This is a genomic window from Moorena sp., assembly GCF_982860115.1.
This window is the reverse complement of sequence record NZ_CEYLVT010000002.1, coordinates 59,879-73,721: the sequence shown is the minus strand read 5'-3', so window position 1 is coordinate 73,721 and position 13,843 is coordinate 59,879. Positions and strand designations below refer to the sequence as shown.

The 13,843-nt window shown below is 44.0% G+C and carries 11 protein-coding genes and 1 tRNA gene; 5 read left to right on the top strand and 7 right to left on the bottom strand.

What is annotated here, in order from left to right; translation table 11 throughout:
• Nucleotides 1–102 precede the first annotated feature (102 nt).
• From AC4II3_RS00835 to AC4II3_RS00805, 7 genes are all read right to left on the bottom strand, one after another.
• Nucleotides 103–2,463 carry a ComEC/Rec2 family competence protein gene (locus AC4II3_RS00835; protein WP_488014601.1) on the bottom strand — a complete coding sequence of 787 codons (2,361 nt, stop codon included), beginning with the start codon at nt 2,461–2,463 and terminating at the stop codon, nt 103–105.
• Nucleotides 2,463–2,942 carry a DUF4079 domain-containing protein gene (locus AC4II3_RS00830; protein WP_488014599.1) on the bottom strand — a complete coding sequence of 160 codons (480 nt, stop codon included), beginning with the start codon at nt 2,940–2,942 and terminating at the stop codon, nt 2,463–2,465. The genes AC4II3_RS00835 and AC4II3_RS00830 overlap by 1 nt, the downstream gene beginning before the upstream one ends.
• Nucleotides 2,943–3,428: 486 nt before the next feature.
• Nucleotides 3,429–4,322: a hypothetical protein gene (locus AC4II3_RS00825; RefSeq protein ID WP_488014597.1), complete on the bottom strand. Its 894-nt coding sequence runs from the start codon at nt 4,320–4,322 to the stop codon at nt 3,429–3,431.
• A gap of 577 nt (nt 4,323–4,899) precedes the next feature.
• Nucleotides 4,900–6,213 (bottom strand): DUF2330 domain-containing protein, encoded by a 1,314-nt coding sequence (locus AC4II3_RS00820; protein ID WP_488014595.1) that lies wholly within the window; start codon nt 6,211–6,213, stop codon nt 4,900–4,902.
• Nucleotides 6,214–6,307: 94 nt separating this feature from the next.
• Complete coding sequence (locus tag AC4II3_RS00815) at nt 6,308–7,312, bottom strand: RnfABCDGE type electron transport complex subunit D (RefSeq protein WP_488014593.1); 1,005 nt, start codon at nt 7,310–7,312, stop codon at nt 6,308–6,310.
• A 386-nt stretch (nt 7,313–7,698) separates the two neighbouring features.
• A complete protein-coding gene (locus AC4II3_RS00810; RefSeq protein WP_488014591.1) occupies nt 7,699–8,610 on the bottom strand; it encodes an alpha/beta fold hydrolase in 912 nt (303 codons plus the stop codon).
• 92 nt (nt 8,611–8,702) lie between these two features.
• On the bottom strand, nt 8,703–9,428 hold the full coding sequence (locus tag AC4II3_RS00805) for a hypothetical protein (RefSeq protein WP_488014589.1): 726 nt from the start codon (nt 9,426–9,428) through the stop codon (nt 8,703–8,705).
• Nucleotides 9,429–10,452: 1,024 nt separating this feature from the next.
• On the opposite strand from AC4II3_RS00805, the gene AC4II3_RS00800 reads away from it, so the two are divergent.
• The 5 genes from AC4II3_RS00800 (at nt 10,453) to AC4II3_RS00780 (ending at nt 13,836) form a co-directional block, all read left to right on the top strand.
• Nucleotides 10,453–10,974 (top strand): GNAT family N-acetyltransferase, encoded by a 522-nt coding sequence (locus AC4II3_RS00800; protein WP_070392308.1) that lies wholly within the window; start codon nt 10,453–10,455, stop codon nt 10,972–10,974.
• 63 nt (nt 10,975–11,037) lie between these two features.
• Nucleotides 11,038–11,111 (top strand) — tRNA-Pro (locus AC4II3_RS00795).
• A gap of 308 nt (nt 11,112–11,419) precedes the next feature.
• Nucleotides 11,420–12,187, top strand: coding sequence for a Tic22 family protein (locus AC4II3_RS00790; RefSeq protein ID WP_488010350.1), 768 nt, complete (start codon nt 11,420–11,422; stop codon nt 12,185–12,187).
• Nucleotides 12,184–13,131 (top strand): peptide chain release factor N(5)-glutamine methyltransferase, encoded by a 948-nt coding sequence (gene prmC, locus AC4II3_RS00785; protein ID WP_488010349.1) that lies wholly within the window; start codon nt 12,184–12,186, stop codon nt 13,129–13,131. Before AC4II3_RS00790 ends, prmC begins: the two co-directional genes overlap by 4 nt.
• A 102-nt stretch (nt 13,132–13,233) precedes the next feature.
• Entirely contained in the window at nt 13,234–13,836 is a 603-nt protein-coding gene (locus AC4II3_RS00780) for an L-threonylcarbamoyladenylate synthase (RefSeq protein ID WP_488010348.1), read from the top strand.
• Nucleotides 13,837–13,843 lie beyond the last annotated feature (7 nt).

Sequence of the window (13,843 nt, the reverse complement as noted above, 5' to 3'; positions counted from 1 at the left end):
CACCCCAGACTTCATCTGAAATTTGAACACAAAACCCTGGAATTTGTCAAGCCTGCTCTTGAAAATTCAGCCATTCTTGGGTGATCAATGATGGAATCACTATCAAGGAACATCAATGTCTATCTCAATATCTTCAACAGTAGTCTTAAAACCACCATCCGGTGTCCACTGGATAGCACCATCACGGCCTGTCCAATAGAGGGTCATCTTAGCATTGCGCATTAGCTTCGCGGTGTAGGCATCCACGACATTGGATGATGCGATCGCAATTTTCGGTTGCAGGGCATCCAGGAATTCTGGCCTCAGACTTTTTCCCGACCACCAAAGTACTTGTAGCTCAGGGAAACGGATGGTTTTGGCTAACTGTTTTTGGAAGCCTGGTTTGATATCTCCTAAGAGTAACCAATTTTGGTCAAGGATGCGCATCAGCAACACTGGTGGTTCAGTGTTGACTAATTCTATTGAAGTAGAGCCAACAGAGAGTATTTCCCCCACTGGAATTGGTTGGTAGTTACCCTCCCTAGAGGCTACTGCACTAGCGATAGAGTTACGGGTGACAATATTGTTCCAATTTTGAGCCTGAGACAATGGTCGTTGTAAATCAGTGTTATCGTAGAATGTCTCGATCGGTAAACTACCTAGAACCTGAACCCAACCACTTCTGAGTTGGGGCTGCTTGTCGAGAGCAACTGCCCAATTAATATCATTGATACCTTGCTTTTGAAGAAAAGGCAGCACTGTAAACCTGACTGTATCAGGGTTGCCACTATTTAACAAGGTTACTTGTCCCTGGTCTTGAATCACTAAAATTTGGTTATTTCCTGTAGCTAGCACTGTAACTTGAAACAATTTTGACGCTTGTTGCCATTGGGGCAACACCACCACAGTGACAGCAACTATACTAATCACCCACCAACGAGGATGTAACCATTTAATCAAGCAAGCTATACCAATTAGCCCGTAGAGAAATAACAGTTGCCCTAGGGAAATTTTGCCCACCGCTACAGAACTGCTTGGCAACTGATTGAAAAATTGCACTAGTCCCATCAGTCCATGGGTTGGATAATACAGTAACCAAGCCAGGCTACTTCCTGCTGTTGGCCAAATTAGTCCTGCCAAGGCGCTGACAATTCCACCCAAAGTGATAATAGAAATTAGGGGTGTAGCAATAACACTAACTGGTATAGAGTAGGTGGCAACAACTTGAAAAACATACAGTTGCAGGGGCAGAGTCCAAACTGCTGCTGCAATTGGCACAGCAATTAGGGATGCGATCGCAGGTGGCAACCAATCCAAACGTTTGATAATCTCTGGTGCAGTGATTAGTAATCCAAGGGTGGCCAGAAAACTCAGCTGAAATCCCAAATCCCAGATCCACAAAGGATTAAATAGGAGTAAAAGTGTTGCTGCTAACAAGAGTGACCCTAAAGGCTTCACTTTCCGTGCAGTCACTAACGCAATTAGGGCACCCACTCCCATCAGAGCCGCCCGCATTACCGATGGCTGCAGTCCAGTTAATGCCACGTATATTAAAAGTACACTCAAGCTAATACTGAACTGCTTTCCTTTGCTTAAACTCCTGGTAAGGGCTAAGACAAAACCCAACAGCAAAGAGACATGGAATCCAGATGCTGCTAAGGTATAGGCTAACCCAGCCTGAATAAATTGATCGCGGATATCGTAGGGCAAATCAACAGCACGACGCCCCAAAACCATGGAACTGACTAACGGACCTGTGGGAGAGCCTAATAAGCGAACCTGGGAACGGATAATACGTTGTCGCAGTCTCCACCATCCCCAGGGTTTGTCAATAGTTTCCTCATCAAAGTTTATTTGACGCCCACTCAAACCAGCAAAAGCCCCTTGACGGGCAAGATAGGCTCCAAAATCAAAGGCTCCCGGATTAGTCACTGGCTTGGGTTTATATAAAACCCCAGTTACGCTAATTATCTGACCTGGGTATAAACCAGTTCCTTGAAGTAATGGCACAGTCACATACAACTTGCCGGTCACGCCTTGACTGACCGCTCCCCCATCTTCGCGACTTTCAATTTCAGTTAACTGAGTAGTTTGTAACCAAAGTTGTGTACGCTGAGTTCGGGTCAGGCGAGGCATACTCTCCACTTTGCCTTCAACTTTAAACAGTTGCTCTGGAGCAATGCTATTGGTTGAGGGGACATATTCGCTAATGTCATTTAGTTCTGGTTGTGGTACCCGGAATTGAAAATAGACCACCGCTAAGGCAGAGATTAGTCCTGCTGCTACCCATAATCTTGGTTTTGGTCCTGTGCGCCAGAACCTAGGGAATGCGATCGCAGCCACTATCCCTGTGACAACCAATCCTGTTACCAAAGCTCTGTACTCTTGCCAGGGAATCTCACCAGTCGGTAAGTTGAGAATCCCTGTAGAAACTAAGCCGAGAATATAAGCAAGACTTACTACTGTACCACTGGCAGGCTTCATCAGATCGATAAACCTAGCTTTAAGCCCAAAACAACATGAAGCAATAGCAGGCAAAGTGCCGTACTTCCTAAGTAGGCATGAACGGTACGCACCAATGCTTTGTTCCCGCCAAAGCCAGTCAAGGCAATCACCCCATTAGCAGCCAGCAAAATCAGTACGATTGATCCTGTCCAAAAGTGGGGGCTTTCTAGAATTGGCTGATACTGCATTACCAGAGACAAAACCCCACCAGTGTAGCCACCTGCGATAAAAATGAACATCCAGGGTGCTATTTTTCGATGATCACTGCGACTCTGTAGAGCTATTTCAGGATCAGATACTACTCGGCCACGCCATCCTGCTATTCCCACAAAGCTACCCATAACCAATACCACAATTCCCATCATCAATGGGTGTCCCCAATGCACCACTGGCTCAGGAAGCCCTAAAATCCTAAATTGGTTAGCGATTGGTTCTAAGAGCTGACTGAAATTTCCCACCGGTTTAAAACTATCCTCTCGATTAAGGTTGACCTAGCTTAGGTAACCATCTTTGTAGCATATTCAGAATTTGATTGGGCAAGAAACTCTCAGCATGCCCAGATAGGGGTGTTTAGATTCCTTGACATTTGTCCCTGGTTAAAAGGAGACGCAGGGCTTTAGCCCCCAGGGCAAAGCCATCTAAATTTATTTTTTTTGACAAATGACTAAGACTATGCATCGAAGACTTTGAAGAAAACCCGTAAGCGGATCTCCTCGAGATAGCTATTTGCTAGAGAGCGCTTCGGCATAGCCTCCGCTACGCGAACACTTACTAGCTTATTAGTTACAATAATTAATAACCGACATTCCTAACTCCTCACTTCTTCACCCTGCCACTGTCACTACTCTGTTTATAATGATAATTTAAAAAAAAAATGAGTAATACTAAATAGCTAGGATTACCCTGGGAAATTTAAAACTGGTATATATCAAAATTAGTATTTACTATTTTTTTTCTGTCACTAAGGTAGCTTTGTCGTTTTTTTGAGCAATACCTTTACTATAAACAAGCCAGGTAAAAATGACTAATCCAGCTTCGGTTCCTACTAAATCGTGAAGGATATGAAATAAAGCATTAAAAGTAACTTGTGGGTCAGTATAGGGATTCCCTCCAAACTTATCTAGAAGAAACACAAACGTTAAATTGACTCCAACTGAAAAAATTGGGAAAAGAATAATTTTCCAATCTTGGAGTACTTTATACCCTCGATAGGTCAACACACCCAAAACTAGAGTAAGTGCAATATAAATAGGAATCTTAAAATTATCGTTATCGGCTTGATAACCTAAAGGGTACAAAATTGAAACAACTAATAGACTGATGGCAAACACAATGTTAATTAAATTGGTGATTATAGTAGTCTTCTGCACTAAACCATCGGCCCACAGCGCAAATGCTGAAATCAAGAAAAAATAAAACATGAAATTCAACATCGTAAAATCGTTTTGATAATACCAGCATTGGGTGACGTGCCAACCAATTTCTGAAGCGATCGCCACCATCACAAAAGCTAGACCCAGTTGGGATGCAAAAATACTTCTCGATGGCAGTCCTAAGTTTTTTAAACTGTTGTAAAAAATTCTCATCGCCAGAGGGATGATGGCAAAAACCAGAACGTGGGTGATAATTAATCCCAGTTTCCAACCATGGACTATACAAGTTCTAGAAGGGTCTGTCGGGGATTCTGCGATTCCGGGTAATGTGGTAAGAATATAGCCAAATCCAGCTAAAGCAATTAAGAAGCAGAGTGCAGTAAACCCTAAGTTAGTAGTAAAAATTTTGCCATCGTTATTTTCCTGAAGAGCTTCCTGGGATTTAGTAAATTGCTTTGAAGACATTCAAAAGCTCCTTAAGCTCATAGACTACTCAAAAAAATTACCGAAATTGCCGGAGGATGAGTCTCCCCACAGGCTGATATCAACTACTAAGTATCTCACAATAACTATCCCTAAAATCGAATAATTAAGATAACTTTTAGGTTATCATTGATAAATGTTAAGTAACCACCAAATTTATGATGATTGTGTTACATATCTTTGTTAAGATATAGATTGCTTTACAAGTGTGATGGCTAAAGCCCCTGTATTTTAGTTGGGGAATATCAGCGAACAGATGGATTGATTCATCCGTGATGGGGGTCGTTAATGTAAGCTAAAACTTTGTGAGTGCTAATCTAGCCAGCTGAGGGGAGAAAGTTATAAAAACAAGAACATTCGATTTGTTGATAACCGCAATCTATTCACCCCTGATGACATGCTTGAGGATGGTATTCACTATGGTAGTTTACAAAAAAATCTGTAACTGTTGAGACTAAAAGAACCCTCGCTAAGATCACTTACGGTAGGGTTTGCTCATGGCTGTTACTTTAGCTCAAGCTAACTAGGAAACCCTATAACAAGTAACCATTTCCATGGTTTACCAAAGATTTCTCCACCAAGGAGTAGGCTTAACATCAGGAAAATCGATTTTATTGCGGATTTCATCAATATCCCATCCAGTCAATTCAGCTAAAGTTTGAGCTTCCTGTTTCAATCGTCGATTTAAGGATTGTTGATAGTCAACTCCTGCGCTACAGCTCATTTTCCCAGTAAAGGGATGACGAAGGATATATCGTCCCTGAAACAATTCACGGTTTGACGTTTCCTGGAACATCAAATCTTCTGGGAACGTATCACGGGTATAGCGAACATGGAGGCGACTGATATAAACATTATTGGGTCTTCCTGAGTTTAGCCAAAAGACACCTGATTTCCGGAGTTCTTCCCGATTGAGGGGGTTAGCTGAACATGGGTCACAACTAGCCATATCCCAAGCATATTCAAGAAAAGCTACTTTTTTACCTTCACTCTCGTAAGCAGTTTGGAACATAGCAGTGTAGAAATCACCAAACTCTGTTTTGACGAATACTGGAATTTCAGTATTAGAAGGAATCTTCACCGTGCGGTAGTTTGTAATTTCAGTCTGACCTCGGGGTGATAAGACATAGACAATCAGGTCTTGCTCACCCGTAGCATTCATCATCCCTAAGCGAATGGGCAGCATAAATCGGGGAGACTCGTAAGCCATCTGGAGGGGTCGCAACCGTTGGTAGGCAGTTTTGTCAAATTCCTCCAGATTGACTTTGGCAACGAAAAATTTCATATTCTGGCGGATGTAGGGTCGCAATAGCCGATTTGCTCCCCGTGGAATTTTATAACCGTTGCGTCTGAGCCAGGTTTCTAAACCTCTAGAGTCCTTAGCACTGAGGATAAGAATGTTATATTCTCCAACTGAGAAGCGCTCCTCTACCGTGACACCTAAACTACGATCATAAGCATCCGCTGCCCTTGTGCCACTTCTAGGACCACTTCGCGGTAGTGGCGGACTTTCGAGATACCTTCGGTTATCGGCACAGGGGTCTGGGTCAAAATATTCCACTAGTCGAGGTGCACTAAACTGATCGAGGCGTTCAATAATCTTAGGGTCACCTACATTCACCTGTTCTCGCTGAAGCACTACAGGAACTGGGACAACCATGGCAAAGTCTTTAACATCTCCTTGATAGTCATTTGCCATGGTTAAAACAGTGCGATCGCCATCCCGAGCAATTACCACTTGAGACGTCTGGTTATATAGTTTAGTATCAGCTTTGGCAACATAAAACCCACAAAAACCCCAGGCTTTTTGAGCCAAGCACAAACTCACGAAAACCGTTATAAAAATAGTACTTATAACCCGAATAATTTTCATTTCTATTTATTTTTTTGTCTTTAACTTAAGTTACTTAACGTCATTCAACAGGTGCGACCCGTGGCGAATTTAATTCTTAATGGTAAGAGCGCACCTAAGAGTCACTATCATCCCAGGAAAATCTCGTAGATGACCAGATAAAATCCAAAATTACGCTCAAAGGGGATAGGGCAAACAACGCCCAGAAAATAGCAGTAGGCATGAAGAATTGATTGCGCAATATAAAAGTGAGTAACGCAATACACACCGCCCAGAGCAATCGACTAATCGGTGCATTGGGGATTGAGCGAGGGTCGGTTAGCATAAATAGGGCAAACAGTAACAAAGACCCACTCATCAAACGATGGCAAAATACATCCCAACTCCAGCCAAGCCAGAGATTTCTAATCCCTTCTAAAACGGCATAAGCACCCAAAAACGCTGCCGTTGTATCCCATCGTCCTACCCGTTTTAACACCATACTGCCAGTGCCCGCAAATAATAGAGCATACCAACCATCATCCCCCCACTGTCCCGGAGAAACCCAAGCATCGTTGGTTAGGATAAGAACAGCAATAATGCCAAAATTGGCTGGATTAAAAAAATGCTTGCCCTCTACTCGGAAAATAAATTTACTCAGAATTCCTAGGGAGCCAGCTAAAACCATAGTGCTATAGTTATCAGCTCGCAGCAGCAGACTCAAGCTTAAGGCTGTAATCATAGCACTTTTTAGGGAAGGCGGTTTGGGAGAACTGGCCAAAGTAGCATCATTATCCTGGGGACAATTTGGTTGTTTTCTCAGCAGATTAAGACTTGTTTCTAAGGTTTGAATTTTGCACCATTCAAGGGTAGATTCAAGGGTAGTTTTACAATCGAGTTTGGGATTAAACCCCGAAGGAAGGCCAAGGAAAGAGAGGCCAAGGTACCCAGGGTTTTTGATTGCGGATGTGTGTTTGGGATTTGACCAAAGAAATGCTGCTAACCACTGAGTTAGTAGGCAGCTTATGATTACGACTAGAATCAAGTCTGGTCTTAGTGTCCAGTCCCGAGTGCTGATGCCCAAGACTAGAAAGATCGAGAGAAACAGAATTTGATTATTTCGGGGGTCTTGTTGCCACATTATCTACGCATTCTGCTCCGACTGTTAAAGTAATTAGGGCGCTCTGTATGGCTCAGGTTTAACACAAAAAAAGACGCTAACTCTACCAAGACTAATGCAACAGCGGTCAACAAATGTTTACCAGCTACCAACACCAGGATAAGAGAGCGATCGCAACATACTTTCCAAAGCCCTTTACAAATACCTTGATAAATGCTAGCTACTGTTTTTGATTGGTTAATTCATGATCTCAAGTATAGTCTGGTCAGTTATCAGTGGTCAGTTACCGATTACTCATTACCGATTACCCAGTTCACTCAATTATTCCATTAATAACCAATGGAGAATTATCTAGGTTATACATTAAGCAAATGTCCGGTAGATGGCCAGAGTATTGCCCATTGTAATTAACTATAATTAGCCAAAATTTTACGAATTTGATCCTCAATAGTCTCTGGTTTCTCCACCATCGCCATATGTCCACATTCAGCAATTTCAATCACATTTTCCCCACAGGATTGAAAGAGACTGTGAAAACTAGCCAGATGACGCACATATTTCGGTTCCATTACCTTATCCTGAGTACCAGCAATGAAATAAACAGGTTGTTTGAGTCGAGAAACAACCTGAGGTAAGCGATGGACCTCGGCTTCTGTGGTAGAATCTAGTAACGTCCTCAGTGCAGCTTCGGCGTTAGCAGTAACAAAATCAATAACCCGTTGACGTCCCCATTTCCGGGAAATAGGATGCGCTACCTGAGCCCGGGTAAACAGTAAATCGAGTAAAGGGACATAACACAACCAACGGGGACGGCGTTTTACCAACTGCTCACCAGCCAGGCGAAAGCGCTCAAATTCTTCTTTAAGATAAATTCCACCACCAGCATTAAGACAGATTACCCCTTCAATCCTCTGAGGCAGCAAATAGGCACCCCACAGAGCAATGCTACCCCCTAGGGAATGGCCAATAACCCACGCCTGTTCGATTCCCAGTTTTTCTAACAAGATGCCCAAGTCCTGAGCATAGGCAGCTAAGCTATAGCGGTCAGTGGATGAAGTAGCAGTCTCAGGAAATGGTGATTCCGAGTCCCGGTTTGATGTTGGGCTTTGAGTGTTATGAATTTGGGACTGGGATTCACCGAATCCTCGCAGGTCATAGATCAGACACTGATACTGCTGTGACAACGTATAAATTAGAGGTTGCCAATAGCTACGGCTTAACAGCCAGCCGTGGATGAAAACCAGCACAGGGCAGGATGATTGGGTAGGAGGTGTTAATTCGTAAGTATGGGAGACTCCTAGGATGTTAATGCTTGCCATACCTTGATCTTATCGAAGAATTAACCGGATAGGAAATTAGTCAGTGATTTTAATCACAACGGGTCGCACCTGTGCTTGTCACCTTTTGATGACTAAAACACTTGACCTAGTAATCGCCGCCGAATACTTTCAGCAATTTTTTGACCTAAATAATCGGGAATCAAGTTTCCGTTAGGGCCTAGTAGGTAAAGAATCAGCCTGGTTCGTCCCCGCCAGACCAGCAAGTTGGCATTGACCACCAGTAAATCCTCTTGCCAGATGGCATACATAACTTTGTAAAATAATCCAGGTTGGTTATTTGCCTCAATTAACAGCGCTGGTAGATGAAACACTGGGTCTACATAAAATTCTGTTTCTACCTGCTTCAAGCCAGCATCGAGATTAAATTCCACTGCCAGCATTTGTTCCACCTCAAAGCGCCCTGCCAAAGCCTCTCTCAGGGCACGGCAGACATTTTCTGAGGTTTTGTGGGTCAGCGCTTTCCGGTTACGAGACACCACTAGTTTCATAAACACCAGCATTGGTGGACTAATTTGACCATAAAGACTAAGACTGTGGATAGTCAGTCCATAGGCAGTCAGAACGCCAAAAATGTCACTGAGCAGAAAAGACTCATTCCGGTAAGCAAAGTGCAGGACACTTTTTGAGCCTTCCGGTTTGATCTCAATTACAGCATGTTGGGTTTTATAGAGTCGGTAAGCAAGTCTGAGGTTGTGGAGTTGGATCTCACTACTAACAAACTGCTCATAGAACTTAGGAAACGCTCGGTTGAAGCGTTTCAGGGTTTCTTGTTGGGATGATTTCCAACCCACAGTCATTGATAGGGGTAGGTGGCTATTCTTGTTTATCAAAAGGTGCGCGCCCGTTCGCGCCCCGCGTCGGCTTTGCCGAAAGGTGCGAATTTAATTCTTAATGGGTCAAGGGCACCTAAGCTTTTTGAGTTAACACAACCCGGTAAGCTTGTAGGGGGACTTACAAAAATACTGAGAAAAGAGCCTTAAATGTATATATAGATAGAGTTTAACATTGAGGTGCGCTTTCCAATGGGCGCGAGGGATTGCTCGCGCCCATTGGAAAGCGCACCTTGATTTGCTTGATTTATTGATATATCTGGGTTTGAGCCCTTTTTGGCTATTTGGTGTATTTCCAAGGGTTTGGTCTGGGTTTGAGGCTTTTGTCTTGCTCAAAACTCTGTCAGTCCCCCTAGGCAACAACAAGCGCGGATCTGATTCATTTCTCACCAATTCTGCTGATTAGCCTAGTCTAACTAATCTTCCCCAACTTCCCCACCTTCGGTAGCTTGCCGACTTTCCTTGTTAGGTGCGCTCTTACCATTAAGAATTAAATTCGCCACGGGTCAAGGGCACCTGTGGATGCAAAGCGCGAGTGGGGAGGGGCTGTGTGGGGAACACCGCCATTCTCCTTTGGAGACACTACGTGAACGCACCGCTGTTTGCCCCGTGGAAACCCACGTCACGCCACTGCATCGGTTGTTGATTTAGATTCGCCCAAGGGCAGCAAACAGCTGTGCCCCCTCTGACGTGAGCATCTTACCCAAGGGACTTCAATGAGCGCGACCGATGGGAATGCTAGGATAAGAATTTATATAGGAGGCTTAATTGTGGTATTATCGTTTGCACAAAGAATTAGTTTCAGATCAAGGTAGGTCGGGTATGATAGTTTTCCTGGTGGAATAAAACCAATAGATCAAATATCACTTTCTGTTTTTTGAAACAAACATTTAAGTCTGGCTCTGGTTGACCGAGACCCAGAACGTCTGAGCCGTCAGGGAAAGAAGACCATTACCAGTCCAAATTATGATAACGCCACTGTCACACCTGCATGGGTTTTTGGAAAAGCTTCTTTAGCAGTTCTGACACTGCTTTGCCTCAAACACGACCTGAAGGAGATACCGTAGAAGGTGTAAAATATCGCACCGACGGTACCTCACGGGTATTTTTCAGTACAACACGAGAAATTGACCTGTACGAATTGGAAGAACTTTGTGATGCTGTTGGTTGGTCTCGCCGTCCTCTGCGCAAAGTTAGGAAAGCCATTCAGCATAGCTTTTTGGTTACTTCTATGTGGTACCAGCGAGGTAACACGAGGCGCTTAATTGGCTTTGCCCGTGCCACTTCTGATCATGCTTTCAATGCGACAATCTGGGATGTAGTAGTTCATCCAGATTTCCAAACCAAGGGACTGGGCAAAGCTTTGATGAGATATATGATCAAAAAATTGCGCAGCCAGGATATTAGCAATATCACCTTATTTGCCGATCCTCAAGTGGTAAGTTTTTACCGTAAAATGGGATTTATGCCTGACCCAGAAGGTATAAAAGGCATGTTCTGGTATCCAGATTAATCTGGAGTACACACAAAGCGCCAAAAGTGAGTTATACTGGTTATACTACTTAGAGGTAGCATCCGGGATGTAGCGCAGCTTGGTAGCGCGCCTGCTTTGGGAGCAGGATGTCGCAGGTTCAAATCCTGTCATCCCGATTTTAAATTAATTCATAAGTAAATCAGTCCATCAGTAAATCAGTCAAGACACCAGGCTAAACTCAGTGGAACTTGATACAGTCAGGTACAGTCAAACTTGATACAGTCAAACTTGATAAGAGTTAGCTACAGGGGGATTAAACACCACTGCTCAGCTAAGTTAACAAGCCAGGTCAAGCTATGATCGATCAAGTTTGATTTGAATCTCTGCCTCTACTAGAGGTTAGTGAGGTGCGTTCAGATCTCTCAGTGAGCAGGGTATTCTAGTTGTAACAGGCTCTTCTTCGTTAAAATTCGAGGTAATTTCTATGAAATCATTGTTCCGTTGGGGCACAACATTAAGTTTAGTAGCGAGTGCCTTACTAGGCTCAGTGAGTGCGGAAAATTTAGCGGCACTGGCTCTGACCGAAGAGCAGGTAAGAGAAAAGTTGAGACCTGTACCTGTATTTGCAGTTACTGATAATCAAGGTTCGCCACTAGTAGCCTCAATTCCAGATCAGCAAGATCAAAAGAAGACTACCTCAGTGGCAGGTGTGTTTATTAGCCAAGAAGATGCTAATGCTTTTGTACAGCGTTTAAAGCAGGAGAATCCTGAACTAGGTAACAAGGTAAAAGTAGTGCCTGTATCTTTGGGGGAAGTTCATGAGCAAAATCAAAAGAATCGCACTGTTGCCAATGGTTTAAATTTTGCCTACATACCAAACCAACAACAGGTAAAGCAGGCACAAGCGATCTGGAACCAAAATGGTCAAGAAAAAAAGCCATTTCAGGGGGTACCGCTGTTTGTTGCCAAAGAAGCTAGCAACAGTGGATACCTAACTATTCAACAAAATGGGGTCTCTTCAATTCCGTTCTTTTTTAACAAAGAGCAATTACAGAATATAGTCAACCGCTATAAGCAGCAAGACCCTAACTCCCAGGTTAAGATAGAGGTAGTGCCTCTAGAGGGGGTTATTCAAACCTTACAGGAGAGCAATGATCAGCAGCTAGAGAAAATCGTACTAGTGCCATCCCAGGAATCCCTGAAATTTTTGCAAGGTCTGTCCCAAAATCAACTCCAACGTCCAAATCAATGATTATGGGTCAGGGGTCGGTGGTCTCGGGAAAAGAACTCTGGCAGTGGCGTCAAGATGCCTGCAAGTCTGCCGCCGAGGCAGGTGTACCTACAGCTGAAGTGGACTGGTTGCTAAAGGAGGTAGCTGAGCTTGACCCATTAGTGCTACGCTTGGAGTCATGGCAACAGTGTTCCTTGTTAGGGCAAGCCACTGAAAACTCAACTATTCAACTTTCCCAACCTCTACCTGTACTTACCCAACTGTGGCAAAGGCGTATCCATCAGCGATGCCCAGTTCAATACCTAGCTGGGGTCACTCCTTGGCGTAATTTCTCATTGAGAGTTTCCCCAGCTGTCCTGATTCCCCGTCCAGAAACTGAATCCCTGATTGATCTGGCGGTCAATGCTGTAGCTATGAGCTCTAAACCTGACTTATCATCAGGACACTGGGCGGATTTGGGGACTGGTAGTGGAGCGATCGCTTGTGGACTGGCAGAGGTATTTCCCCATGGGACAATTCATGCCGTTGATTGCACTGAAGAAGCCCTTGCGATTGCTCAACTTAATGCTCAACAGTTGGGCATGGCAGAAAAAATAAAGTTCTACCATGGTTCTTGGTATTCACCTCTAGAAGCCTTAAAAGGTCAGTTCAGTGGTATAGTGGCAAACCCACCTTATATACCTAGTAACTCCCTCAAACAGCTACAACCAGAAATCTACTACCATGAACCCCATATTGCCCTCGACGGCGGCAGGGATGGTCTAGACTGTATCCGACAGCTGATTGAAATATCTGGGGATTATCTGTGCCCCGGTGGTGTTTGGTTAATTGAAATGATGGCAGGACAAGCGGACAAGGTTGTTCAACTACTGCAAAACCAGGGCAGTTACTCTCAGATTCAGATATTTCCTGATTTAGCAGGTATTGACCGCTTTGCTCTAGCTTATAGAAAGTATGAAGTATAAACAAGGTATGCATCGATGCCAATAGGTAAAAAGCTTTGGATAATTTCAGCCAACGTTTACCTTTGACGTTATCGCTTCTACTTTTTAGTGTGCTGGTGAGCAATGACCCAAGTTTCTATGGCTACCCTGATTTCTGGGGCTCTCTCAGGTAAGCTGGTAAGTTTTCCAACAGATACAGTCCCAGCACTAGCAGTGCTACCGCACAAGTCAGAGTTGGTGTTTGAGGCAAAGCGCCGTCCTCAAGACAAACCTTTGATTTTGATGGGGGCATCCCCTAAGTCTCTTTGGCCATATGTTCAAGGTACTTCCGCACAGAGGTCGATTTGGGAACAGATGGCTCAGAAGTATTGGCCAGGAGCATTAACATTGGTGTTACCCGCTTCAGATAAAGTACCTAGCGTTATGAATCCTTCTGACCCGACTACGATTGGGGTGCGTGTGCCAGCTTCTAAGGTAGCGATCGCAATTTTGTCCAAGACTGGTCCGTTGGCAACTACCAGTGCTAATTACTCAGGCGAGCCACCTTTACAAACAATGGCAGCGGTTGAGGTGCAGTTTCCCGAGGTATTGACGCTCCAGCCAGCTGAGTTAGAAGCAATCAAACCAGACAAGATTGGCGTCCCGTCTACTGTTGCTAAATGGACAAGCAGTGGCTGGGAAATTTTGCGTGCTGGAGGGATTCAATTAGACGATTCAGGGTTTTAATAGTTCT

Coding starts and splice junctions, on each gene's coding strand:
- AC4II3_RS00835 (WP_488014601.1), bottom strand. CDS start 2,463: ATGAAGCCTGCCAGTGGTACAGTAGTAAGTCTTGCTTATATTCTCGGC.
- AC4II3_RS00825 (WP_488014597.1), bottom strand. CDS start 4,322: ATGTCTTCAAAGCAATTTACTAAATCCCAGGAAGCTCTTCAGGAAAAT.
- AC4II3_RS00820 (WP_488014595.1), bottom strand. CDS start 6,213: ATGAAAATTATTCGGGTTATAAGTACTATTTTTATAACGGTTTTCGTG.
- AC4II3_RS00815 (WP_488014593.1), bottom strand. CDS start 7,312: ATGTGGCAACAAGACCCCCGAAATAATCAAATTCTGTTTCTCTCGATC.
- AC4II3_RS00810 (WP_488014591.1), bottom strand. CDS start 8,610: ATGGCAAGCATTAACATCCTAGGAGTCTCCCATACTTACGAATTAACA.
- AC4II3_RS00805 (WP_488014589.1), bottom strand. CDS start 9,428: ATGACTGTGGGTTGGAAATCATCCCAACAAGAAACCCTGAAACGCTTC.
- AC4II3_RS00800 (WP_070392308.1), top strand. CDS start 10,453: ATGGGTTTTTGGAAAAGCTTCTTTAGCAGTTCTGACACTGCTTTGCCT.
- AC4II3_RS00790 (WP_488010350.1), top strand. CDS start 11,420: ATGAAATCATTGTTCCGTTGGGGCACAACATTAAGTTTAGTAGCGAGT.
- prmC (WP_488010349.1), top strand. CDS start 12,184: ATGATTATGGGTCAGGGGTCGGTGGTCTCGGGAAAAGAACTCTGGCAG.
- AC4II3_RS00780 (WP_488010348.1), top strand. CDS start 13,234: ATGACCCAAGTTTCTATGGCTACCCTGATTTCTGGGGCTCTCTCAGGT.